Origin of the sequence: Halorussus vallis, from assembly GCF_024138165.1 — an archaeon.
Classification (GTDB): domain Archaea; phylum Halobacteriota; class Halobacteria; order Halobacteriales; family Haladaptataceae; genus Halorussus; species Halorussus vallis.
The window spans coordinates 22758-43768 of sequence record NZ_CP100001.1; the positions used below are offsets into that span (position 1 = coordinate 22758).

Annotated in this window: 22 protein-coding genes and 2 pseudogenes; 13 read left to right on the forward strand and 11 right to left on the reverse strand. The window is 67.1% G+C overall.

The features are described from left to right. Window positions 1–34: 34 nt before the first annotated feature. From NGM07_RS20255 to NGM07_RS20265, 3 genes are read left to right on the forward strand one after another with little or no spacing between them, the layout of a single operon-like run. The gene (locus NGM07_RS20255; RefSeq protein ID WP_253520682.1) at window positions 35–1333 is read left to right on the forward strand and encodes an extracellular solute-binding protein; all 1299 of its coding nucleotides are present in this window, start codon (window positions 35–37) and stop codon (window positions 1331–1333) included. Between the two features lie 9 nt (window positions 1334–1342). Next, window positions 1343–2308 (forward strand): carbohydrate ABC transporter permease, encoded by a 966-nt coding sequence (locus NGM07_RS20260; protein ID WP_253520684.1) that lies wholly within the window; start codon window positions 1343–1345, stop codon window positions 2306–2308. Further along, window positions 2305–3411 (forward strand): sugar ABC transporter permease, encoded by a 1107-nt coding sequence (locus NGM07_RS20265; protein WP_253520723.1) that lies wholly within the window; start codon window positions 2305–2307, stop codon window positions 3409–3411. Before NGM07_RS20260 ends, NGM07_RS20265 begins: the two co-directional genes overlap by 4 nt. 156 nt (window positions 3412–3567) lie before the next feature. On the opposite strand, the gene NGM07_RS20270 is transcribed toward NGM07_RS20265, so the two are convergent. The 3 genes and pseudogenes from NGM07_RS20270 to NGM07_RS20280 all read right to left on the reverse strand — a co-directional run bounded on the left by NGM07_RS20270 (window position 3568) and on the right by NGM07_RS20280 (window position 5957). After that, window positions 3568–5040 (reverse strand): PAS domain S-box protein, encoded by a 1473-nt coding sequence (locus tag NGM07_RS20270; protein WP_253520688.1) that lies wholly within the window; start codon window positions 5038–5040, stop codon window positions 3568–3570. A 186-nt stretch (window positions 5041–5226) separates the two neighbouring features. Next, window positions 5227–5725 (reverse strand): annotated as a pseudogene (locus tag NGM07_RS20275) (macro domain-containing protein). Between the two features lie 61 nt (window positions 5726–5786). Further along, window positions 5787–5957 (reverse strand): hypothetical protein, encoded by a 171-nt coding sequence (locus NGM07_RS20280; RefSeq protein WP_253520691.1) that lies wholly within the window; start codon window positions 5955–5957, stop codon window positions 5787–5789. A 133-nt stretch (window positions 5958–6090) separates the two neighbouring features. On the opposite strand from NGM07_RS20280, the gene NGM07_RS20285 reads away from it, so the two are divergent. Continuing rightward, window positions 6091–6846 (forward strand): proteasome assembly chaperone family protein, encoded by a 756-nt coding sequence (locus NGM07_RS20285; protein ID WP_253520693.1) that lies wholly within the window; start codon window positions 6091–6093, stop codon window positions 6844–6846. Between the two features lie 134 nt (window positions 6847–6980). On the opposite strand, the gene NGM07_RS20290 is transcribed toward NGM07_RS20285, so the two are convergent. Continuing rightward, window positions 6981–7334 carry a DUF7344 domain-containing protein gene (locus NGM07_RS20290; RefSeq protein ID WP_253520695.1) on the reverse strand — a complete coding sequence of 118 codons (354 nt, stop codon included), beginning with the start codon at window positions 7332–7334 and terminating at the stop codon, window positions 6981–6983. A gap of 124 nt (window positions 7335–7458) precedes the next feature. Then, window positions 7459–7980, reverse strand: a pseudogene (locus NGM07_RS25555) (DUF7344 domain-containing protein); the annotation flags it as partial. 148 nt (window positions 7981–8128) lie between these two features. Here NGM07_RS25555 and NGM07_RS20295 point away from each other — a divergent pair. Then, window positions 8129–8605 carry a D-lyxose/D-mannose family sugar isomerase gene (locus tag NGM07_RS20295; protein ID WP_253521182.1) on the forward strand — a complete coding sequence of 159 codons (477 nt, stop codon included), beginning with the start codon at window positions 8129–8131 and terminating at the stop codon, window positions 8603–8605. A 21-nt stretch (window positions 8606–8626) separates the two neighbouring features. Here the strand turns inward: NGM07_RS20295 and NGM07_RS20300 are convergent, their stop codons facing one another. Next, entirely contained in the window at window positions 8627–9376 is a 750-nt protein-coding gene (locus tag NGM07_RS20300) for a hypothetical protein (protein WP_253520699.1), read from the reverse strand. Between the two features lie 165 nt (window positions 9377–9541). Then, the gene (locus tag NGM07_RS20305) at window positions 9542–10489 is read right to left on the reverse strand and encodes a hypothetical protein (RefSeq protein WP_253520701.1); all 948 of its coding nucleotides are present in this window, start codon (window positions 10487–10489) and stop codon (window positions 9542–9544) included. 280 nt (window positions 10490–10769) lie between these two features. On the opposite strand from NGM07_RS20305, the gene merB reads away from it, so the two are divergent. After that, window positions 10770–11408: an organomercurial lyase gene (merB, locus tag NGM07_RS20310; protein ID WP_253520702.1), complete on the forward strand. Its 639-nt coding sequence runs from the start codon at window positions 10770–10772 to the stop codon at window positions 11406–11408. 48 nt (window positions 11409–11456) lie between these two features. Here merB and NGM07_RS20315 read toward each other — a convergent pair whose 3' ends face one another. Next, complete coding sequence (locus NGM07_RS20315) at window positions 11457–12095, reverse strand: helix-turn-helix domain-containing protein (RefSeq protein ID WP_253520704.1); 639 nt, start codon at window positions 12093–12095, stop codon at window positions 11457–11459. Between the two features lie 154 nt (window positions 12096–12249). Here NGM07_RS20315 and NGM07_RS20320 point away from each other — a divergent pair, with 154 nt between their 5' ends. The 3 genes from NGM07_RS20320 to NGM07_RS25380 all read left to right on the forward strand — a co-directional run bounded on the left by NGM07_RS20320 (window position 12250) and on the right by NGM07_RS25380 (window position 14489). Next, window positions 12250–13200 (forward strand): ABC transporter ATP-binding protein, encoded by a 951-nt coding sequence (locus NGM07_RS20320; RefSeq protein ID WP_253520725.1) that lies wholly within the window; start codon window positions 12250–12252, stop codon window positions 13198–13200. Then, complete coding sequence (locus NGM07_RS20325) at window positions 13197–14093, forward strand: ABC transporter permease subunit (protein WP_253520708.1); 897 nt, start codon at window positions 13197–13199, stop codon at window positions 14091–14093. The genes NGM07_RS20320 and NGM07_RS20325 overlap by 4 nt, the downstream gene beginning before the upstream one ends. Window positions 14094–14360: 267 nt before the next feature. Continuing rightward, window positions 14361–14489 (forward strand): hypothetical protein, encoded by a 129-nt coding sequence (locus NGM07_RS25380; protein ID WP_256525454.1) that lies wholly within the window; start codon window positions 14361–14363, stop codon window positions 14487–14489. A gap of 9 nt (window positions 14490–14498) precedes the next feature. On the opposite strand, the gene NGM07_RS20330 is transcribed toward NGM07_RS25380, so the two are convergent. Together NGM07_RS20330 and NGM07_RS20335 are read right to left on the reverse strand one after the other, a co-directional pair. After that, window positions 14499–15158, reverse strand: coding sequence for an SIMPL domain-containing protein (locus NGM07_RS20330; protein WP_253520710.1), 660 nt, complete (start codon window positions 15156–15158; stop codon window positions 14499–14501). 89 nt (window positions 15159–15247) lie between these two features. Next, window positions 15248–15541 (reverse strand): hypothetical protein, encoded by a 294-nt coding sequence (locus tag NGM07_RS20335; RefSeq protein WP_253520711.1) that lies wholly within the window; start codon window positions 15539–15541, stop codon window positions 15248–15250. A gap of 309 nt (window positions 15542–15850) precedes the next feature. Between NGM07_RS20335 and NGM07_RS20340 the strand changes: the two genes are divergently transcribed. Both NGM07_RS20340 and NGM07_RS20345 read left to right on the forward strand, forming a co-directional pair. Next, entirely contained in the window at window positions 15851–17599 is a 1749-nt protein-coding gene (locus NGM07_RS20340; RefSeq protein WP_253520727.1) for an alpha-amylase family protein, read from the forward strand. Window positions 17600–17748: 149 nt separating this feature from the next. Continuing rightward, window positions 17749–18423 carry a HoxN/HupN/NixA family nickel/cobalt transporter gene (locus NGM07_RS20345; protein WP_253520715.1) on the forward strand — a complete coding sequence of 225 codons (675 nt, stop codon included), beginning with the start codon at window positions 17749–17751 and terminating at the stop codon, window positions 18421–18423. Between the two features lie 48 nt (window positions 18424–18471). Here NGM07_RS20345 and NGM07_RS20350 read toward each other — a convergent pair whose 3' ends face one another. Further along, complete coding sequence (locus NGM07_RS20350; protein ID WP_253520717.1) at window positions 18472–18849, reverse strand: DUF4112 domain-containing protein; 378 nt, start codon at window positions 18847–18849, stop codon at window positions 18472–18474. A 133-nt stretch (window positions 18850–18982) separates the two neighbouring features. Here NGM07_RS20350 and NGM07_RS20355 point away from each other — a divergent pair, with 133 nt between their 5' ends. Then, a complete protein-coding gene (locus NGM07_RS20355) occupies window positions 18983–19957 on the forward strand; it encodes an aldo/keto reductase (protein ID WP_253520729.1) in 975 nt (324 codons plus the stop codon). Between the two features lie 197 nt (window positions 19958–20154). Further along, the gene (locus tag NGM07_RS20360) at window positions 20155–20847 is read left to right on the forward strand and encodes a hypothetical protein (RefSeq protein ID WP_253520730.1); all 693 of its coding nucleotides are present in this window, start codon (window positions 20155–20157) and stop codon (window positions 20845–20847) included. The last annotated feature ends 164 nt before the right edge of the window (window positions 20848–21011 follow it).

Genomic DNA, 21011 nt, shown 5'->3' on the forward strand with positions numbered 1-21011 from the left:
GTTGTGAACAACTAATTCAACACATATTCACCCCATGACAGTGAATCGCAGAAAAGCTCTCGAGAGCATCGGCGTGGCTGGCATCGTCGGACTGGCGGGCTGCGCGAGCGTCCAGAAACAGGGCGGGACGACCGAGGGCGGCGACGGCGGAGACGGCGGCGGGGGGACCACGTCCGGCGAGGACTCCGGGCAGGCCGGGACCACCGAGTCCGGCCCGGCCGGCACCGCGAAGGCGTGGTACAGTCTCCAGGACACGGAGCTACAGGCCCGCAAGCAGGCGCTGAAGCGGTTCAACGGTAACTCGAAGCACACCGTCGAGGGCGCCGACATCTCCGACCTGAAGAAGAAGACCACGAGCGCGATTCCGGCCGGCCAGGGACCGCAACTGTTCGACTGGGCCCACGACTGGGTCGGCGACTACTACCAGCGCGGGTTCGTCGCCGACCGGAGCGACCAGTTGAACGTCTCGCTCGACACCTTCACCGACACCGCCGCGGAGGCGGTCCAGTTCGACGGGAAGGTCGTCGGCCTCCCGTACGCGGCCGAGACGGTGTCGCTCATCTACAACAAGTCGATGGTCGACGAACCGCCGAAGACCGTCGCCGACATGAAGTCGGCGATGAAAGAGCACCACGACCCGAACAACAACACCTACGGGCTCAGCTACCCCTTCGACCCCTACTTCGTCAGCGCGTGGGGCCAGGCGTTCGGCGGCTACTACTTCGACCCCGAGAAGGACCCGATGCTCGGGCTGACCCAGTCGAAGACGCTGGAGGGCTTCCAGTTCGCGCTCGACACGTTCAAGCCCTACATGCCGAAGGACCCCAGCTACGAGACCCAGGCCGCGCCGTTCGCGTCGGGCAACGCCGCGTTCGCCATCAACGGACCGTGGTACCTCGCCACGCTCAACGAGAAGGGCGTCGACTTCGGCGTGACGAAACTGCCGACGCCCGACGGCGGCCAGCCCCGGCCGTACACCGGCATCCAGATGTGGTACTTCGCGAAGGCGATGCAGAACGACGACGCGAGCGCCGCGGCCGCCCAGTCGTTCGCCGAGTGGTACGTCACCGACGAGAAGATGCTGAAGTCGGCCGCCCAGGAGCAGGGGTCCATCCCGGTGCTGGAGAGTCTGGCCGGGAGCGACGCGCTGCCCGAGAACGTCAGGGCGTTCTCCGAGACGGTCCAGCAGGGCGTGCCGATGCCGACCGACCCCAAGATGGGGAAGGTGTGGCAGCCGCTCACCGACGCCGTGACGAAGATGTTCAACGGCAACGTCGGCGTCGAGAAGGCCATGAAGCAGGCCGAAAAGACCGTCCGGAAGAACTGGGAGTAGACCGAACCAATGAGCACCGTCTCTCGCGTCACCCGCCGGATCGAAGACGTCCCCTTCCTCGAACGGGGCGACGCCTCGCTGTTGCTGGTGCTGCCGGGCCTGTTCGTCTTCTCGGCGTTCATGCTGTTCCCGATACTGTACCTGCTCGGCATCTCCTTCACGAACGCCGAGCCCTCGAACCTGTTCGCGGGCGACGGCGCGCTGTCGGTGTTGACCTTCGGCGAGGCGACGTTCGTCGGGTTGCGGAACTACGTCGCGGTCCTGACCGACCCGCAGTTCTGGAACTCCTTCGGCATCACGTGGCTGTTCGTCGCCACCAGCGTGACGCTGAAGATCGCATTGAGCATCGGCGTCGCGCTCATCGTCACCGGCGATAGGGTCCGAGGCAAGCGCGTCATGCGCTCGCTCATCATCATCCCGATGGGCCTGCCCGCCATCTTCACCATCACGGTGTGGCGGGGCATCTTCAGTTCGGCCGAGTTCGGACTGGCCAACCAGGTCCTCGGAATGCTGGGCTTCGCGTCGGTGTCGTGGCTGAACGACCGCTGGATGGCGTTCCTCGCGTACAACGTCACCGAGGCGTGGTTGGCCTACCCGTTCATGGTCATCATCACCGTGAGCGCGCTTCAGGACGTGTCCGAAGAGCTCCACGAGGCCGCGAAGGTCGACGGCGCGGGCTACGTCGCGCGGTTCCTCCACGTCACGCTGCCGTCGATCAAGCGACCGGTGCTGTTCGCCTCGATACTGACCGCGGCCGCCTCGTTCCAGCAGTTCCTCATCCCCTACGTGTTCAATCAGGGCGGACCCGCGCGGGCGAACGAACTCATCGTCGTCTACGGCTACCGCGAGGCGTTCACCTACTTCGAGTACGGTCAGGGCGCCGCCATCAGCCTGATCGCCGTCGCGTTCATCGGCGCGTTCATGTGGCTGAACGTCAAGAAGGGACGGCTCGCAGACGGGGTGAACGAGGCGTGAGCCTGCTTCGCTCCGTCGCCCGGGAACTCAAGGACGACGCGGTCGGCCTGGCGACGACGCCGGTCGACACCTACCGGGAGATGCGCTACACCGCCGAGGGCGTCCGGAAGGGCGAGATATCGCCGGTGCGGCCGCTCAAGACCCTCGGCATCACGCTGGGCGCGCTCGTCGTCGTGCTCGCGCTGCTGTTCCCCATCTACTGGATCCTCATCTCGGCGCTGTCGGGCTCCGGCGGCTCCATCTACTCCGTCAACGGACTGCGACTCCTGCCCGAGAACCCGTCGGTCCAGCCGTTCGTCTGGGTGCTCGGCGACCTCATCGTCCCGAGCTACCGCGTCGGGCTTGCCATCCCGTTCACCGACTCGGCGCTGGTGTTCGGCACGCCTCGACTGGAGTTCCTCGACGCCTCCGACTACGGCGTCACCAGTCCGTCGGGCTTCAAGCGGTTCTTCTGGAACAGCCTCACCGTCGCGATTCCGACGGTCATCCTGTCGATGTGCCTTGTCGTCCCGGGCGCGTACGCGCTCTCGCGCCGGAAGTTCATCGGCCGCCGCCAGATTCTGTTCGGCTACGTGCTGTTGACGCAGGTCGGCGGCGGCCTCGGCATCGCGCTGCTCATCGGCCTCTACACGGTCTTCGTCCAGATCGGGTTGAACGACTCGAAGCTCGCGCTGTCGGTCTACTACGCGGCGACGGCGGTTCCGTTCAACACCTGGCTGCTGAAAACCTACATGGACGGCATCCCCGTCTCCTACGAGGAGGCCGCGGTGGTCGACGGCGCGCCGGCCTGGCGGGTGGTCGTCGAGGTCATCCTGCCGCTGTCGAAGGCGGGGCTGGCGACCGTGCTCATCTTCACCTTCCTCACGGGGTGGACCGAGTTCGTGGTCGCCCAGACGCTGCTGGGCACCGAGAACTACACGCTCCCGGTCGGGCTGTTCTCGCTCGTCTCGGAGTACTCGGTGCCGTGGGCGCGGTTCTCGGCGTTCGCGCTGACGTTCGCCTCGCCCATCATGCTGGTCTACCTGTTCGCCCAGCGCTACATCGAGGGCGGCCTCTCGTTCGGCGGGATGGAAGGCAGCTCTCGGCGGCGGTTCTCGTCTTGATTCGGAAGAATCCTTTGCTCAACTACTGGGGTGGTCGGCAACGGTTTCTCTGGCCCGATTCATCTGTAGCGTAAATCCCCCTCCATCGGCATCACAATTCCCGGTCGTCCTCGTCTCCGTTCGAGAACGGAATTCCCCCGGCCAGGAACGAAGCCCTCAGAACCCCCGGTCCACCTCGAAGCGCGCGCCGCCCGCGTCGCTCTCGCCGACGCGTATCTCCCAGTCGTGGGCGTCGACGATGTTCTCGACGATGGTGAGGCCGAGCCCCGACCCGTCGGCGGCGGTGGAGTAGCCGTGGTCGAAGACGCGCTCGCGCTCGTCCGCGGGGACGCCCGGCCCGTCGTCTGCGACGGCGAAGCCATCGGGCGTCCCGGCGACGGTGACGGTCGCGTCGGCGCCGGCGTGTTCGACGCTGTTCCGAAACAGGTTCTCGAACAGTTCGCGCAGTCGGCCGCCGTCGGCCTCGATTTCGCCGAGGTCGCCGTCGACGACGAGCGTCGCGTCGCCGGTCGACACCGTCGACCACGCCCGGGCGACCACGGTTTCGAGGTCCAGGCGCTCGGTTTCGCGGACGTCCTGGCCCTGTCTGGCGAGGCTCAGCAGGTCGCCGATGAGCGTCTCCATCCGGTCGAGCGCGCGCTCGGTCTTCTCGAAGTGGTGGTCGCCGCCGGTGTCGCGGGCGAGTTCGAGGTGGCCGCGCGCGACGTTCAGCGGGTTGCGCAGGTCGTGGGAGACCACGCTGGCGAACTCCTTCAGACGCTCGTTCTGGCGCTCGACCGTCCGCTTGCGCTCGCGGCGCTCGGTCACGTCGCGGGCCGAGCCGAGGTGGGCGATTTCGCCCTCGTAGGAGATGACCTGCACGCTCATCTCCAGGTACCGGACCTCGCCGTCCTTCGTGCGGATGCGGAGTTCGTAGTGGGGCGCGCCCTCGTCGCGCTCGCGGCGCTCGACCAGTTCCCTGACGAACTCGCGGTCGCCTTCGTGGATGAGTTCTCGAACGTCCATCCCGAGCAGTTCCTCGCGGTCGTAGCCGGTGAGGTCGGCGACGCGGTCGTTGACGAACCGGAACCGCCTGTCGCTGTGGATGAAGATGGCGTCGTGGCTCCCCTCGACCAGCGTCCGGTACTTCTGCTCGCTCTCCCGGAGCGCCGACTGGGAGTCGATGCGGGCGAGCACCTGCGTGACGTGTGACAGCAGCAGTTCCGCGAGTTCGAGGTCCTCCTCGTCGAACGCGCCCGTCTCGCGCGACCCCGCCTGGAAGACGCCGTGGTCGCCGAGCGGGACGCTGAGGACGGACCGGTACTCCGTGTCGACCGGTTCGGCCGCGTCGGTCGCCCGGACGTCCGGAATTACGAACGACTCGCCCTCACGGTAGGTCCGACCCGCGATGCCCTCGTCGACCGCGACGGCGTCGTAGCCGTCGGCGGGCATCTCGGTCGACGTCGCCTTCGGGACTAGGTAGCCGTCCTCGGCCGCGTCGATGCCGCAGATGTCGAACTCCAGAATGCTCTCGGCGGCGTCGACGCCGCGGCGGTACACCTCGTCCTCGGCGGTGCACGCCTCCATCTCGGCGGCGACCTCGTGGAGTTCCTCGATCTTTCGCTTTTCCTCTCGTAACTGGTCGCTCATGGGCTGTCGTTCGGGCGCGACTCGGGCGATTCGCCGACGAACGGTCGGTCGCCACGTCGACGGCGGCCGCGTCGACTGGAATCGGCGCGGCCGCCCCGGCGCTCCGGTCGGACGCGTTCGTGTCGCTTTCCTTGAACGCAGATACGATTCGCCCGACTTAAGCGTAGTGCTCCGTGCTCCCGTCTCTCACCGAACGCCCTCGGCGACGTCGCGTATCGTCTCGTACTCATCGCCGTAACCGACGAACCGAACGTCTTCGAGCGACGTCGGTTCGAACGCCGCGATTTCCTCGCAGATGATTCGCGCGCCCTCCCGGAGGTCGAACCCCGCGACGCCGCATCCGAGCGCCGGGAGCACCACCGATGTCGCGCCGAGGTCGTCGGCCGCGGCGAGCGCGTTGCGGGTCGCGTCCCGGACGCTTCGCTCGGTGGCCTTCCCGTCCCCGTAGTGGGGCATCGCGGCGGCGTGGACGACGTGCTCGGCGTCGAGGTCGTAGGCGTCGGTGACCGCCACCTCGCCGAGGTCGACCGGTCCCTTCGCGGTGGCCGCCTCGTTCAACTCGGGGCCGGCCTTCCGGCGGAGCGCGCCGGCGACGCCGCTACCCATCTCCAGGCTTGTCCCCGCGGCGTTGACGACCACGTCCGCGCGTTGGTCGGCGATATCCCCGGACGACGGTGAACTCCATGCGCGGGGCCACGGCGGCCGCGAGCAAGGATGTGGCGATTTCGCGCTCCCGAACCGGTCGGCTACCAGCGGGTCTTCCCGTCGTCGTCCACGTTGCCGACCCAGAGGAGGTTGGGGTAGGGGACGAACGCGAGGAACTCGCCGCTCCCGTCGTACAGTTCGATGCCGGCGTCCTGGCGCTCGTACTCCTCGCACTCTATCTGCTCGCCGTCGGTGAGTTGGGCTTTGTACATCACGGAAATAGGGCGACGGCGAACGGGAAATGATTGTCGGTGGTTCGGGGTCGGCGCGGCCCGCCGACGACCGACCGGACGGCCGAGGCCCCGGCAATCAGAGTTACGGTCCGACGAGTCGCACAGGTACGGGATGCCCAGAACGGACGCAACCGCCCGATTCGAACGACGCGCCGAACTCTCGCCCGAGGCGCCGACGCTCCTGGTCGGGATGCCCGAGAACGGGGTGGTCGGAAGTATCGCGGTCAACCAGGTAACCGAACAACTCGACCTCGAACGACAGGGCCACATCGTCTCCGAGTCGTTCCCGCCGGTGACGACGTTCGGCGAGGGCCGGGTTCGCGACCTGGTGCGCGTGTACGCCGGCACCGACCCGTCGGTCGTGGTTCCGCAGTGCGACGTCGCCATGCCCCCGGAGGCGAGCGCCGACCTGGCGGCCTGCATCGTCAACGACCTGGCGGCCGACTTCGAGCGGGCCATCGTCCTGGCCGGCGTCCCGGCCCAGAACGAGGAGGCGGTCGGCGAGGTCACCGCCGTCGTGACCTCCGAGGAGATGGCGAGCGAGGTCGAAGCGATCGGCGTCCCCCTGGAATCCGGCGTCGGCTTCATCGGCGGCACGAGCGGCGCCGTGGTGAACGACTGCTATCACGCGAACGTCCCCACGATAGCGCTCGTGGTGAAGGCCCACCCGTTCCTCCCCGACCCGAACGCCGCGCGGGCGCTCATCGAGAAGGCGCTGGAACCGCTCGTCGAGTTCGACATCGACACCCGCGAACTGGAGGAGGAGGCCGAGGCCATCCGGAACGAGATGGAACAGGTCGCCCGCTACTTCGAGCAGTTACAGTCCGACCCGGACCACTCGACCGCCGAGTCGTCGATGTACCAGTGACGGACCCGCGACGCCGACGTCGGGCACGCGGCGAGTCTGACCACGTGACGAGTCAGGCACGCGACGACGCCGCTACCGGTTCGCGTGCGTACCCGAAAAGCGGTAGACGGTGACGGCCGGCCAGTGGCCGGCCGTCACCGTCGTTGTGCCCGCTTCCTCGCGACGCGGGCGCCGTACGGCGTCAGTTCGACCGTGTCGTCGACCCGGTCGAACGAGAGCACGCCCGCTTCGACGAGCGGCGGGAGGTACTCGGTGCGGAGCGCCGCGTACGCGCGCCGGCGCTCCTCGGCCGTCTCGTCGCGCGAAATCGGTCGCTCGACGCCGACCAGGAGGTCGTCGACCAGTTCCGAGAGGTGGACCGGTCGACTGGAGGCGGCCACCGCCTCCAGGATTCGCCGTCGGGGTTCGTCCGCGGCGGTCCCGCGCTCGGCCCGCTCGGTCCGGCGCGCGGCGTCCCGCCGAATCCACGGCAGCGGCGAGCGTCTCACGATTACCGCCCGCCCGAGCGCCGTCGGGCACTCTTTTCCGAGGGTCGTCGGTCGACGACTCGGTTCGAAGCGTCCGCGCGTTCGGCGCGTCCTCGGCCAGTTCGAGTCCGGTTTCGTCGCCCGCGACGATGCCCGCTTCCTTGAGCGTCGGGAGGTGCGTGTGGGTCAACTCCGCCCGCTCGCGCGCGATTTCGTCGGTCGTCAGCGCCCGGGGCGCGACGCCGCGCTGCGAGGCGGCGACGAGCGTCGCCAGTTCCATCACCGTCGTCGGTTCGTCGGACTCCAGGAGGTGCCGGCAGACGAACCGCCGCCGCTCGTTCGAGAGCGCCCGCGCCACCGCGTCGGTCGAACGCGCGTCGTCGGCGCGCCCGTCCTCCGCCGCGGGTCGCCGGCCCACCGTCTCGGTACCCCTCTCGTCCCCGTCGCGTATCGTCGCGTCCATTGTGTCTTCCCGGAACGTGGGCGACGGTTCGGCCGTCGTCCCGTTTTCCGAAGTCCGGTATTCTGTCCGCGAGAAAAAGGGCGCGGCCTTACGGGTACGCGGCTTAAGTAGTGGACGGCGCGACGGCCACTCGCGACGGGTTCGCGCGGCCCGAGGTTCCGGGACCGCCAAGGGTTTTTCCGCCCGCGTCGAACGTCGACGCATGACCGACGACGCCGACGACGCGGCCGGGACCGAGACGACCGGCGAAACCGGGACCACCTCGAAGGCGGAACGCGAACGCGCCCGCGAGCGCGCCGCAGACCTGCTCGCGGAGGCGGGCGTGGTGCTCACCGACGCCGAGCGCGAGGAGATGGAGGTCGTCGACTACGGCCTCGGCGACCTCGACCGGGTCGGCACCGAAATCGTCGTCTACGAGAACAACGACCGCTACTGCGCGAAGGAACTGGTGCTGTTCGGCGGCCAGACCTGCCCCGAACACCGCCACCCGCCGTTCGACGACTACCCCGGCAAGCGCGAAACGTTCCGGGTCCGGTGGGGCGAGGTGTACCTCTACGTCGAGGACGAGTCGGCCGACGATTCGGTCGAATCGTCGGCCGACTCCGACTCCCCGCGGTCGGTCGACCCACCGATGCGCGAAGAGCACTACACCGCGAGCGAGGAAATCCACCTCGAACCCGGCGAGCAGTACACCATCCCGCCCGACACCCGCCACTGGTTCGTCGCCGGCGAGGACGGCGCGGTCATCTCGGAGTTCTCCTCGCCGAGTTTCGACGAGAAGGACGTGTTCACCGACCCGAAGATAGACCGGATGGCCGGAAGCTACTGAGAGAGTCCCGACGCGCCGGACCTACCGAGCGCCGCCGGCCCCGAGCGCGCCGGCGACGACCCGACCGATTCTGTCGAGCGCCCGGAGCGCGGCGAACACCGCGACCGTGATGAGGAAGTGGTGGCCCACCAGGCTGAGCACGATGCCGATGGAGTAGGCCGCGCTCCCGAACTCGACGGTCGGCAGGGCGTCGCGGTACCACTGCACCGCGTACCACGACGCGAGCAGTAGCGCGGCGAGGTGCGGGGTCCGCCTGACCGCTCGGGCCGTGAGCGGTCCGCCGTCGAACTCGGCGAAGGCGTCGGCCCGCGCGATGAACGGAACGTAGACGAACACGAGCGCGTAGACGACGCTGGACCCGAGGACGCTCTCGGCCCCCTGGGCGTACCGGCCGACGATGACCAGCACCACGGAGACGACCAGCGTGACGAAGGCGTACATGAAGACGGCGTAGCCGAACAGCAACGCGTACGCCCCGTGTGCCCGCGCGCGCTCGGTGGCCCGGTAGGAGTTCCGCAGCGCCACGACCGCCGTGAGCATGAACAGCACCAGCACCGCGCCGACGCCGCCCTTCGTGGCGGCGGTCGACGACCGCTGGAACTGGGTGAGGTACACCGCCAGCGTCCCGAAGACGCTGATGACGGTGAACAGCCGGTAGTTGTCCTCGATGAACTCCTCCAGCGTCGGCGGGCGGTCGCCTCGCCCGCCCGTTCCCTCCTCGTCGGTTTCTCCCCCGCGGGACCGTCCCGCGAGCGCGGCCCATCGTCTCATGGTAGTCGGCGTTCGGGCGAGGTTCAAAAAAGGACCGTAATTCAAGTTAGACAGGTCGGCGGGCTGGCACGGTCGCTCCACCCGTCGACTTCCTCTGTCCTTGTCCTCCCGTCCCTGCTCTCGTCCGTCTTGGCCCTCCTCCGTCCCTATCCTCCTTTCGCTCGGCTACCTCTTCGTCCCGACGTCCACCCTCGCCCGCCGCAACTCGAACGCGCCGTCGTCGCGGGCGACCTCGAAGAACAGTTCCCACTCGTCGCCCCGGTCGAGCGCGTCCAGATACCGGCACGCGGTGAGGGTGTCGACGCCGACCCGTCGGTCGGTCGTGTCGGCCCAGTAGGTAGGCCCCCGCGCGCTCGCCTCCCGAATCGTCTCGAAGTCGCGGGCGACCGCCATCCCGGTCCGGAGGTTCCAGGTCCGGCCGTAGTCGGCCCGGCCGCTCCCCTCGTAGAACACCTGCCAAACGGGGGCGTCGGGCGCCGGCAAGACACAGGAAACTCTGGTGTGGTGGTCGTGCCACCCGCCGCGCTCGAACACCGGATTCGCGGGCGAGCGAGTCCAGGTTTCGCCGTCGGTGCTGGTGGCGAGGTGGGCCTGCTCGGACGCCCCGTCGTGGCCCGAGTAGAACATGTGGAGTCGCCCGCCGAGCGCCACCACGTGCGGGTCCTTCACCGTCGCGCGGTCGGTGGTCCCCTCGCGGGGCGCGAGCACCGTCCGGGCCGTGGTTGAGTCGAACTCCGTGGGGTCGGCCGCGGGCGCGAGCGAGACGATGCGCCAGTCGCCCGTCCCGCGGTCCACCGGCAGGTAGAGTCGCAGGTCCCCCGTTCCGGGGTCGGTCGCCATCGCGGGGCGTTCGACGCTCTCGACCCCCAACTCGTCGGCGGAGACGGCGGCGACCTCTCGGAGGTCGCCGCCGTTTCCGGCTTCGTATTCGAAGATTCTGACCCCGCTCCCCCGCGCTTCGGACGTGCGCTCTCGCACGGCGAGGTACGCGTCGCCGTCGTAGCGGTGGACGCACGGCGCGCCCACCCAGTTGCCCTCACCCGAATCGTCGGGTTCGAGTAGCGTCTCTGCGTCCGCCACGTCGAGTTCCGGAACGCGTGCGTACTCCCCCATGGGGCCGAGTTCGCGCGCCGGGACCGAAATCCCTGCGATGTCAGATGTGGCTCGCTACCGTCCTCCCACGGACGGTATCACAGACTGACTTACGAATCGGGTCAAAGAAGAAGGTCGCATGGAATATCAGACACCAAACTACTGAGCCGTTGTATGTCGAGTCGGTACTAGCCGAAAACAGAAAGTGGAGCAAGTCAAACAGACGAATCAACACTGTGTTTTCAACATTCCCCCTAAGTTGGGAGTCACACCGATAGGATATCTGGCTGTATCCCGGTGTATGTCCGACCACGAATGTGCGTGCGGCTGTCGCAGCGACCGACAGGGATCGAACGCCAACGCGACGACTGAGCGATGGTTCGCCGACGACTCCGTTCTTACTGCGGAACTCCCCGCTGACGTTCGGTCATCACTGGCACGACTGATCGGGGTGGACACGGTAGAGACGCTGGGCGACTGGATTATCGAGGTCCGTCGCCGGACCGTCGGTAGAGCCATACAGATCGATGACCTCTGCCACGCAGACGAGAAGACGGACCACCGAGGTGAGTTAGACGGAGAAACGTACTACTTCCGTTGTTTCTACGATGCGGTGGCCCTGTCAGCCCTCACAGAGACGCCGGTCGATATTCGGACCGAGAGTCCAGACGGTACTGTGATTAAAGCGCGCGCAAACGGAACGACTGACCTGACGGTCACGCCCGAAACGGCGGTATTCTCGTTCGGCATTGAGGATTTAGTCGACTCGCCCGTAGACGGCACGCTATCGCACGAAGACATCTACGCGGCAGTCTGTCCCTACGTCAGGGCATTTCCTAATAGAGAAGCATACGAACGCTGGGAAAAGACGGTTCCTGCAGCGACCGTTGCGTTGCCACTCCCGGGCGCTACGGACATCGCAGCCGGCCTCATCGAGTAATTTTAGAAAAGGCTGGTCGAGTACTTCGAAAGCACCCCCCGGGCCAGTTCATCGTCCGAGGTGGTGACGCAACAGGTTTCGTTCGGCGCGCTGCAGATGTTCGGCGACCGTCGATGAATCAATATCTAATTCTCCAGCAATGTCATCAGTCGTCACCTCGCGAGGCACCTCGTAGTACCCGTTGTCGTAGGCCGTCTGAATCACCTCACGCTGACGATTCGTGAGGTCGTCTATCGGTCGCTCACGTCCCTCGTACACGTCAAGTTTCCGGAGATCCGGCGATACCCCGGCAGTCTCATACCTGTCGACGGTCCCTGCAATGGCCTCTTGTGGGCCGACGAGTGACAGAGTTGCCCCGTGCTCGTTTACGACCGGATTACAGGTGCCGACAAGGTCCTCCATCTCGCCGGCGAGGCTCTCCGGGAGTCCCGGCGCAGTGAATGCGATGACATACAGTTGTATATCGTCTATCTCCGCAACGTGTTCCCACTGATCAACGCACTCAAGCGACGACAGTCGTTTCTCATCGAGGCGCGTTTCAACTTCTACCTGCACTACTGCACCGAACCCACGACAGACGAGTTCCTCGAAGTCCTGTAGTCCCGCCTCTTGGCAGAGCGAAACGAGCCCCTCGATGCCCATCGTTTCGTATTCTGAATCGCTGATCGTTATGCGGGCCTCGCGCATGGCACGACTCGGTATCCACTGGCCATTTAATAAAACGTAGCGCCCAACATATTGGGCAGTGACCACGACCGAAATGGACACTACCTCCCGGAGATAAAGCGTCCTAGCATTTCCGGAGGACAATCTTTTGTCCTGTTTCTGGTACGCTACGACGATGACAGCCATCGAAACACACGGCCTCACCAAGCGCTTCGGCGACGTCGTAGCCGTTGACGACCTCGACTTATCCGTCGAGAAAGGTGAGGTATTCGGCTTCCTCGGGCCGAACGGTGCAGGCAAGTCCACCACCATCGACATGCTACTGGACTACGTTCGCCCCACCGAGGGGACCGCGACAGTACTGGAGATGAACGTTCACGAGGAGTCGGAGGCGCTTCGAGAGCGCATCGGCGTCCTCCCTGAGGGACTCGGCCTCTACGAACGGCTGACAGGGCGGCGTCACCTCGAACTCGCCGCCAATTGGACGGACGCCACTACCACTTCCGACGCAGTCCTCGACCGCGTCGGTCTGGCCGAGGGTGACGCTGCCCGACCCGTCGGCGATTACTCGAAAGGAATGCAACAACGGTTGGCGCTAGGAATGGCGCTGGTCGGTGATCCCGATCTCCTCGTCCTCGACGAACCCTCGTCTGGTTTCGACCCCCACGGCATCCGGGAGATGCGCGACCTTGTCCGCGAAGAGGCTGCCGACGGGACGACCGTCTTCTTCTGCCACATCCTCGGCCAAGTCGAAGCAGTGTGTGATCGCGTCGCCATTCTGTCCGAGGGCGACTTAGTGGCCGTCGATACCGTCGAGGGACTACGGAAAACTGTCGGGGCTGGCTCCGAACTTCACCTGCGCATAGCCGGTGATTTCGATAGTAGTGTGGCCGACATCGATGGTGTCGATTCCACGCAGTTTGCGGACGGCATCCTCCGAATCGGATGTGGGGACTCACGTGCGAAAGCACGAGTCATTACGAAACTCACGAACGACGGTATCGAAATCCTCGACGTAGACTCCGAGCAGGCATCGTTGGAAGACGTGTTCACAGCGTACACGACGGGTGGTCGTTCCGACGCGGACCGTAACGACTTCCGTCAAACCCAAACGGTGAAACCATGACGGTGAACTGGATGGACGTTGCCCGGAAAGACTTCGAGGACGCCGTGCGTTCTAGGATGCTGTGGGGCATCAGTTCCGTGTTCGTGGCCTTTCTGGTGATGTCCCTGCTATCGGCCGAACAGCTATTTCCGGCTACCGTAACCGTCGATGCCTCGATGGCGCTGGCAGGCGTGGCGATGCTTGCCCAACTGTTCGTCCCGGGCGTCGCGTTGGTCGCCAGCTATCTTTCTGTCGTCAGTGAGCGCCGCTCGGGCAGCCTGCGCGTACTATTGAGCTATCCGTTCTCCAGGTTCGACATCGTGGCAGGCAAACTCGTCGGACGGACGTTGGTTACCGGCGTGGCATTGACCGTGGGACTCACTATCGCCACCGTCTTCGTCGTGGTGCTGTACGGGTTCCCGAACCTCACATCGTTTGCCGGGTTCATCGCCGCGAGCGTGCTGGTCGGGCTGACGTTCACGGGATTAGCAGTCGGCGGCTCGGCCGCTGCGGCAACCCGCGGGCGAGCGATGGCGTTCACGATAGGGTCGTTCGTAGGCATGGTGTTCTTCTGGAAACCGGTGGTCGTCGGCCTCTATTACGCGGTTACCGGCTCGCTTCCGGGGGTGGAAGTCGAACGGTGGTACGTCTTCCTGCAGCGACTCAATCCGCTGGAGGCGTACCGCGTAATTGCGAGCGCTGCCCTCGACCGCCCGGTGAGCGAGGTCCCCGAACTTCCTATCGAAGACATCCCCGCAGGGATTTCGTCCGAGAGACTGGCGCTCGCGGACCGGCTCGGAGGCGATGTACCCATCTACCTCACGGACTGGTTCTCGGTCGTCGTCCTGCTCCTCTGGGGACTTGTCCCTGTCCTCGTTGGCTACTGGTGGTTCGAGAATTCCGACCTGGGGTGACTCAGCGACGCGGCGATGAACGACCCCGCCCTGTCGGTTCAAGAGGCTGCCCAAGCGGCCTTGGAACGGACGGAGAGTCGAATCGGGGGCGTAAGATAACACGGAGATAGAGTCGCCGACACACGCGAACAGGGAGGTGCGAATCCGACCGGGAAACGTCACGAGCAACGAGTAGGCGGGTTCCGTTCCGCATTTAACGATTGGGCCGAAGGCGACCGGGCTCGCCCGGCGCACGACTCAAGTCGCTCGCGCCCGTCCCGTCCTCCGATGACGCTCCTCGTCGACATCGGCTGTCCGGACTGCGGTCGGAAGCGGACGGTCGAGAAGCGCGGCCTCGACCGCTACTACTGCACCGAGTGCGACCGGGCGTTCACCAGCGAGGACGTGCTCCCCTGATTCGGTCGGCTACTCCTCGCAGAGTTCGTAGGTCGCCTCGACGCGCGCCGTCACGTCCATGGGACCGCTCTCGGGACCCTGCGACCCCGACTCCTGTAGCGCCTCGCCGAGTCCGGACGCGGTCCGTCGGTTCATCGCCTCCTGGTCGGTGGCGATGGAGCGCACGTCGCCGACGCGCAGGCCCTCGGCCGCGGCGGCGGCCTCGGCCCGCTTCCGGGCGGTTTCGGCGGCGTCGGCGACGGCCTCCCGGTCGAGTTCGCGCTCCGTCTCGGTCCGGAAGCCGAAGTTCACGGTGTCGACCTCCGCGCCCGCGTCGTCGACGGCGGCCGTCAGCACCTCGCCGACCGAGTCGAGGTCCCCGAGCGTGACGATCAGCGTCTCGGTCGCCTCGTAGGGTCGGGATTCGGGGTCGTCCTCGGACTCCCGCGTGCAGTGGGGCGTGCGGTGGGGCGGTCGCTGGGTGACGGTGAATCGAATCGTCCGGACCCGGTCGCCGGGAACCCCGGCGTCGGCGAGGACGCTCCGCAGTCGGGCGGCCCGCTCCGCGACCCCGCGGCGGGCGGCCATCACGTCCGGTTCGACCGCGTTCGACGACAGTTGGACGGTCACCTCGTCGGGCGGTGCGCTCGTCCGGCCGGTCGCGGCGGTGGTGACGGTTCGGTCCGGCATGGCGGTATCGTCGGCGGCCGAGATTTTGTAGTTTACCCGACCGGTGGACGTGGTACCGATTCGCGTCGGCGCATCCGGGGCGTGACGGGTCACCGCGGCAGACTCTCGATACCGACCGTCTTCGCGGTCCGCCATCCCGCGACGACGGCCGAGAGGGTGCCGATGACCAGCACGATGGCCGCCCCGAGCAGCAGCGCCCGGGCCTGGAGTTGGACAAGCCCTTCGAAGCCGACCACGTGCTCGGCGACGACGTTCAGGCCGAAGACGAACGGCGGGTCGGGGTGGGCCCGTTCGAGTTCCGGCGCCACCGCCCTCGCGTTCGTCTCCGCCCCGTTTCCGCGTCGGTTCGGCCCTCCGGTCGCCGCGTCGGAACTCCCGTCCATCTCCCCGCACTCGGAACGGTTACTGGAACGGCGGCCCGACACTTATGGTTTCAGACGGTCCGAGCCGACCGGCGGTAAATTCGAGTGCGGCCGGGGAGCGGGCGACTCCGCCGGTCGCCGGTCCCGCAATCCCGCGGTTTCCGACGGGAGCGAGTGCCGCGGTCGCACCGACATTGGGAGCCGACCCGGAGCGCGGACGACTCCGCATCGTGTCAGCCCGGTAGAGGCGAATACTGTCGTCGGCGCGACGATTCCGCCCCGAGACTTTTCCTCCTTCCCGTTGACGACTCCGGCAGTGGGTGCTCTCGTATGACGACCAAAGACCGCTGGTACGAAAACGCCGTCTTCTACGCCGTCGACGTCGAGGCGTTCGCCGACGCCGACGGCGACGGCGTCGGCGACTTCGAGGGACTGACGAACCGCCTCGACTACCTCTCCAGTCTGGGCGTCGACTGCCTGTGGCTCCTGCCGTTCTACCCCTCCCCGAACCGCGACAACGGCTACGACGTGACCGACTACTACGGCATCGACCCGCGCCACGGCACGTTCGGCGACTTCGTGGAGTTCATGCGGGCGGCCGACCACCACGGCATCGAGGTCATCGTCGACCTGGTGGTCAACCACACCTCCGACCAGCACCCGTGGTTCCAGAAGGCTCGCCAGGACCCCGACTCGGAGTACCGCGACTACTACGTCTGGCGCGACGACCCGCCCGAGAACCCCGACCCCCACCGCGGCCCGGTGTTCCCCGACGTCGAGGACAGCGTCTGGAGCTACGACGAGCAGGCCGAGGCGTTCTACTACCACCGGTTCTACCACTTCCAACCCGACCTCAACACGGCCAACCCCGACGTCCGCGAGGAGATTCGCAAGATAATGGGGTTCTGGCTCGAACTGGGCGTCTCGGGCTTCCGGGTCGACGCCGCGACGCTGATGATAGACAACAAGGGCGGCCTCGAATCCACGAAACTCGACGACCCCCACGGCGTCCTCCGGGACATGCGGTCGTTCGTCGAGCGGCGGGGCGACGACGCCATCCTGCTGGCGGAGGCCGACGACGAACCGTCGAAACTCGCCCACTACTTCGGCAACACGAACGGGAGCGGTCGGCGTTCTCCCGGCGACTACGTGCCGACCGCGCCCGGCGAGAACGCCGACCCGCTCGCGGAACCCGACGCCGACGCCTTCGGCGAGGGCGACGAGATGAACGTCCTGTTGAACTTCCTGGTGTCGGCGTACCTCGTCTCGGCGCTCGCCGAGGAGCGCGCCCAACCCCTCCGTGAGGTCGAGGAACTCCTCCCCGAGATTCCCGACGAGGGCCAGTGGGCCAACTTCCTCCGGAACTACGACGAACTCAACGTCGGCCGCCTCCCGACCGAGCGCCAGCGCGAGGTGTTCGAGACGTTCGCGCCCGACGAGGACATGCGCATCTTCGGCCGGGGCATCCGCCGCCGCCTCGCGCCGATGCTCGCGACCGACGACGGCGACCCCGACCGCGACCGCCTCGAACTCGCCTACAGCCTGCTGTTCTCGCTCCCGGGTGCGCCGCTGTTCGTCTACGGCGACGAGATCGGAATGGGCGACGACCTCTCGCTCCCGGGCCGGAACGCGGTCAGGACGCCGATGCAGTGGTCGGCCGAGCGAAACGCCGGCTTCTCGACGGCCGACCCCGAGGACCTGGTTCGGCCCGTCGTCTCGGAGGGACCGTTCCGGTACGAGCGCGTCAACGTCGCCGACCAGCGCGGCGAGTCGGACTCGTTGCTGGGGTGGTTCTCGCGACTGATTCGGGTCCGCAAGGAGTGTCCCGAAATCGGAACCGGCGACTTCGAACTCCTCGAAACCGACGACCCGACCGTCTTCGCCCACCGGATGTCCCGACCCGGCGGCGAGGTCGTCGCGGTCCACAACCTCTCGACCGAACCGACGACCGCGACCCTCGACCTGGGCGGCGTGGCGGTCCGCCTCCTCGGCGAGGTGACGGTCGAGGAGACGGCCGACGGACACCGCTTCGAACTCGGGCGCTACGGCCACTGCTGGGTTCGCGTGGGCGAGAACTGACCCGGCCGGGTCGGTTCTCGCCGATTCGCGCCAGACGGGGGCGGTCGACCGCGAACGACTCGACCGCCGCCTCCCCGTCGACGGTTCCGGGCGACGCTCCCAGTCGACCGAATCCGCGCGGTTTTCCGCCCCCGAATCGAACGGGAGGTATGACAGTCAGCACGGCACTCGTCGCCGGAGTGGTCCTCGGCGTGCGCCACGCGCTCGAAGCCGACCACCTGGCGGCGGTCGCGACGCTGGTGGACGACGACCGGCGGGCGAGCGCGGTCGGGGCGTCGTGGGGCGTCGGCCACTCCGTCCCCATCGCGGCGCTCGGCCTCCTGTTCGTCCTCCTCGGCGTTCGACTTCCGGACCCCGTCACGACGCTGTTCGAGGCGGTGGTCGGCGTCGTCCTGGTCGCGCTGGGTGCGCGGACGCTGTGGCGGGTGGTCGGCCGGACGGACGCGAACGTCGGCACCCGCGAACACGCCCACGGCGGCGGCGGTCTCCACTCCCACCTCGGCATCGGAAGCCTCTCGGTCGGACTCACCCACTCCCACCTCGACGGCGACTCGTTCGTCGTCGGCGTCGTCCACGGCTTCGCCGGGAGCGGCGCGCTGGTCGTCGCGCTCGTCTCGACGGCGCCGACGCCGGAGTCGGCGGTTTCGTTTCTGGGGACGTTCAGCCTCCTCTCGGTCGCGACGATGGCCGCGGCGGCCGCCGTCTGGGGCCGGACGCTCGGCACGTCGCTCGAAACGTACCTGAAAGCGGGGTCGGGCATCCTCAGTGCGGTCGTGGGCGCGGTGTTGCTCGCCGAGCAGGTCGGCGCGCTCGGACTCGCGTAGAAAGAGTCTGAAACTGAATCGCAGGTGGTCCGCGGCGCGAAGCCGGGGTTACTCGCCGAACTCCTCTTCGAGGAGCTTCACGTTGCGCTGGTTGGCCTTGAAGACGGCGTCGACGATGGAACCGAGGATCGGAATCGACCCGCCGACCGCGTCGAAGACGACGTTGGCGAGCATCCGGAGCACGGTGTCCTGGGAGGCGCCCATCCGCGCGCCCTCGGCGACGATGTACAGCGAGATGGCCGCCGAGACGGCGTCGCCGCCCACCGGCAGCAGTCCGAGGATGGGGTCGAGGCCGATCTTGTAGTTGACGACCGGCACTTCGACGGCCTCGTCGAGCAGGTCGGCGACGGCGCGCACGCGCTCCATCCCCGGCGGTTCGTCGCTGACGTTCACCTCGATGGACTGGCCTTCGGAATCGGTACCCATAGCTGTTCGCGGTAGGACCCCCGAGGGGAAAAGTTCGCTGGCCCGTCCGCGTCTGCCCGCGAATCGACGGCTCGAATCGCCCGGCGGGTGACCGACGGTACACTTTTTTGGCCCCGCCGGGCGACCACTCGACATGGAGTACACGACGCTCGGCGACACCGGCATCGAGGTCAGCCGACTCTGTCTGGGTTGCATGAGTTTCGGGTCGAGCGACTGGCGGCCGTGGGTGCTCGACGCCGAGGAGGCCGAGGAGATCATCGACCGGGCCATCGACCTCGGCATCAACTTCTTCGACACCGCGAACATGTACTCGAACGGCGAGAGCGAGCGCGTACTGGGCGACGCGCTTGAGGGTCGGCGCGACGAGAGCGTGGTCGCGACGAAGTGCTACTTCCAGATGGACGACGAGGACCCCAACTCGGGCGGCCTCTCGCGGAAGGCCATCGAGCAGGAACTCGAGAACTCGCTCGACCGCCTCGGGATGGACGCCGTCGACCTCTACCAAATTCACCGCTGGGACGACGACACGCCCATCGAGCAGACGCTCCGGGCGTTGGACGACGCGGTGCGGCGCGGGAAGGTACGGCACGTCGGCGCGAGTTCGATGTGGGCCTACCAGTTCGCCGAGGCGCTCCGGACCAGCGACCTCGAAGGCCTCGAGCGGTTCCAGACGATGCAGAACCACTACAACCTCGTGTATCGGGAGGAAGAGCGCGAGATGCTCCCGCTGTGCGACCGCGAGAACGTCGGCGTCCTGCCGTGGAGTCCGCTGGCGAGGGGGTACCTCGCCCGACCGCACGAGGACATCGACGCGACGACCCGCGGCGGGTCCGAGGAGTACATGTACGAACACCCCTACCGCGAGGGCGGCGGGAAGGAGGTAAACGAGCGCGTCCAGGAACTCGCGGCCGACAAGGGCGTCAAGATGGCCCAGATAGCGCTGGCGTGGCTCCTCCACAAGGACCGGGTCGACGCCCCCATCGTCGGCACCACCAGCGTCGAACACCTGGAGGACGCCGTCGAGGCGCTCGAAATCGACCTCACGGCGAGCGATATGGCCTACCTCGAAGAACCCTACGAACCCGTGCGGGTTTCGGGCCACGACTGAGCGCCGCGTCCCCTTTCGCGTCGATTCGAGTGCCGCATTTGTTCTCGTCGGTTCGAACGCCGTGCTTCGGGCCGGTCGGCGAGTTCGCCGACCGGCCCGAACTCCCGAGAACGGTCGAGTCCCGTCGCTAACTGCCGTCCTCAAAACGACAGCTTTCAATAGTTATATACGTGATAACTGTGAATCGGTCGCAGAGCATGCGACGACGCGAATTCCTCCTCGCGAGCGGTCTCGCCGCCGCGACGGCCCTCGCCGGTTGCTCCGGAAACGCCGCCCCGCCCCCGCGAAAGTCCAACGTCGTCTCGAACGTCGAGACGACCGACACCGCCCTCCGCATCGACCTCGCCGACCAGGCGTGGGTCATGTCCCGCTACGACGGCGGCGGTAGCCAGTCGCTCGCCGACCCCGACGACGTCGGAGGGTTCGGCCCCGTCGGCGTCGCCGGCGCGAAGGGGAAGGGCGGCGGCGGCGGTCGAGGCGCGACCGGTCGCGGCACCGGCGGCTACAGCAAGGCGCCCCGGACCCACCACGGCCGGGCGTGGTTCCACGGCGGCGGCTACGCCGACGACTGGTACGAGAACCACTCCGACGAGGTGTCGAAGTACCCGGTGGCCGTCGCGGCGCTCGGCGTCGCGTACCTCGGGTCGTCCTTCGCGTTTCAGGACGACAAGCCCGGTCCCGGCCCGGTCAACTGGGACGAAGTGTACCGGAACCCCGACGACGCGGTGAAACACCCCATCTCACAGGACGGATGGTACCGCGTCGGCACCCGCATCGAGGGCGAAAAGTCGGGCCACGACTTCCGCTGGGAGTCCATCGACCTCGAGGTCAAGGACGCCGGGTCCGGCTACGAGATCGGCGAGGAGTGGAAGGTTTCCCCGCGAATCTGACCCGACGCGCCCGCCCCGAGCAGTAGCGTTTCCAACAAGTCTATAAGTGAGATTCGAGAACGCAGACGCCATGCGACGGTGTGAGTCCCGCCCGGACGACCCTCCCCGACCCGAACCGGGCGTCGCTCGCGGACGAATCGTCGCCCGCGATTTCGCCGTCGCCC

What these genes read in the sequence shown, in the direction of transcription:
- NGM07_RS20285 (WP_253520693.1), top strand. Translation starts at nt 6,091, where the DNA reads ATGCCCAGAACGGACGCAACCGCCCGATTCGAACGACGCGCCGAACTC.
- NGM07_RS25380 (WP_256525454.1), top strand. Translation starts at nt 14,361, where the DNA reads ATGACGCTCCTCGTCGACATCGGCTGTCCGGACTGCGGTCGGAAGCGG.
- NGM07_RS20355 (WP_253520729.1), top strand. Translation starts at nt 18,983, where the DNA reads ATGGAGTACACGACGCTCGGCGACACCGGCATCGAGGTCAGCCGACTC.
- NGM07_RS20335 (WP_253520711.1), bottom strand. Translation starts at nt 15,541, where the DNA reads ATGGACGGGAGTTCCGACGCGGCGACCGGAGGGCCGAACCGACGCGGA.
- NGM07_RS20350 (WP_253520717.1), bottom strand. Translation starts at nt 18,849, where the DNA reads ATGGGTACCGATTCCGAAGGCCAGTCCATCGAGGTGAACGTCAGCGAC.
- NGM07_RS20280 (WP_253520691.1), bottom strand. Translation starts at nt 5,957, where the DNA reads ATGTACAAAGCCCAACTCACCGACGGCGAGCAGATAGAGTGCGAGGAG.
- NGM07_RS20295 (WP_253521182.1), top strand. Translation starts at nt 8,129, where the DNA reads ATGGAGGTCGTCGACTACGGCCTCGGCGACCTCGACCGGGTCGGCACC.
- NGM07_RS20345 (WP_253520715.1), top strand. Translation starts at nt 17,749, where the DNA reads ATGACAGTCAGCACGGCACTCGTCGCCGGAGTGGTCCTCGGCGTGCGC.
- NGM07_RS20315 (WP_253520704.1), bottom strand. Translation starts at nt 12,095, where the DNA reads ATGCGCGAGGCCCGCATAACGATCAGCGATTCAGAATACGAAACGATG.
- NGM07_RS20260 (WP_253520684.1), top strand. Translation starts at nt 1,343, where the DNA reads ATGAGCACCGTCTCTCGCGTCACCCGCCGGATCGAAGACGTCCCCTTC.
- NGM07_RS20330 (WP_253520710.1), bottom strand. Translation starts at nt 15,158, where the DNA reads ATGCCGGACCGAACCGTCACCACCGCCGCGACCGGCCGGACGAGCGCA.
- NGM07_RS20340 (WP_253520727.1), top strand. Translation starts at nt 15,851, where the DNA reads ATGACGACCAAAGACCGCTGGTACGAAAACGCCGTCTTCTACGCCGTC.
- NGM07_RS20255 (WP_253520682.1), top strand. Translation starts at nt 35, where the DNA reads ATGACAGTGAATCGCAGAAAAGCTCTCGAGAGCATCGGCGTGGCTGGC.
- NGM07_RS20300 (WP_253520699.1), bottom strand. Translation starts at nt 9,376, where the DNA reads ATGAGACGATGGGCCGCGCTCGCGGGACGGTCCCGCGGGGGAGAAACC.
- NGM07_RS20325 (WP_253520708.1), top strand. Translation starts at nt 13,197, where the DNA reads ATGACGGTGAACTGGATGGACGTTGCCCGGAAAGACTTCGAGGACGCC.
- NGM07_RS20305 (WP_253520701.1), bottom strand. Translation starts at nt 10,489, where the DNA reads ATGGGGGAGTACGCACGCGTTCCGGAACTCGACGTGGCGGACGCAGAG.
- NGM07_RS20360 (WP_253520730.1), top strand. Translation starts at nt 20,155, where the DNA reads ATGCGACGACGCGAATTCCTCCTCGCGAGCGGTCTCGCCGCCGCGACG.
- NGM07_RS20270 (WP_253520688.1), bottom strand. Translation starts at nt 5,040, where the DNA reads ATGAGCGACCAGTTACGAGAGGAAAAGCGAAAGATCGAGGAACTCCAC.
- NGM07_RS20320 (WP_253520725.1), top strand. Translation starts at nt 12,250, where the DNA reads ATGACAGCCATCGAAACACACGGCCTCACCAAGCGCTTCGGCGACGTC.
- merB (WP_253520702.1), top strand. Translation starts at nt 10,770, where the DNA reads ATGTCCGACCACGAATGTGCGTGCGGCTGTCGCAGCGACCGACAGGGA.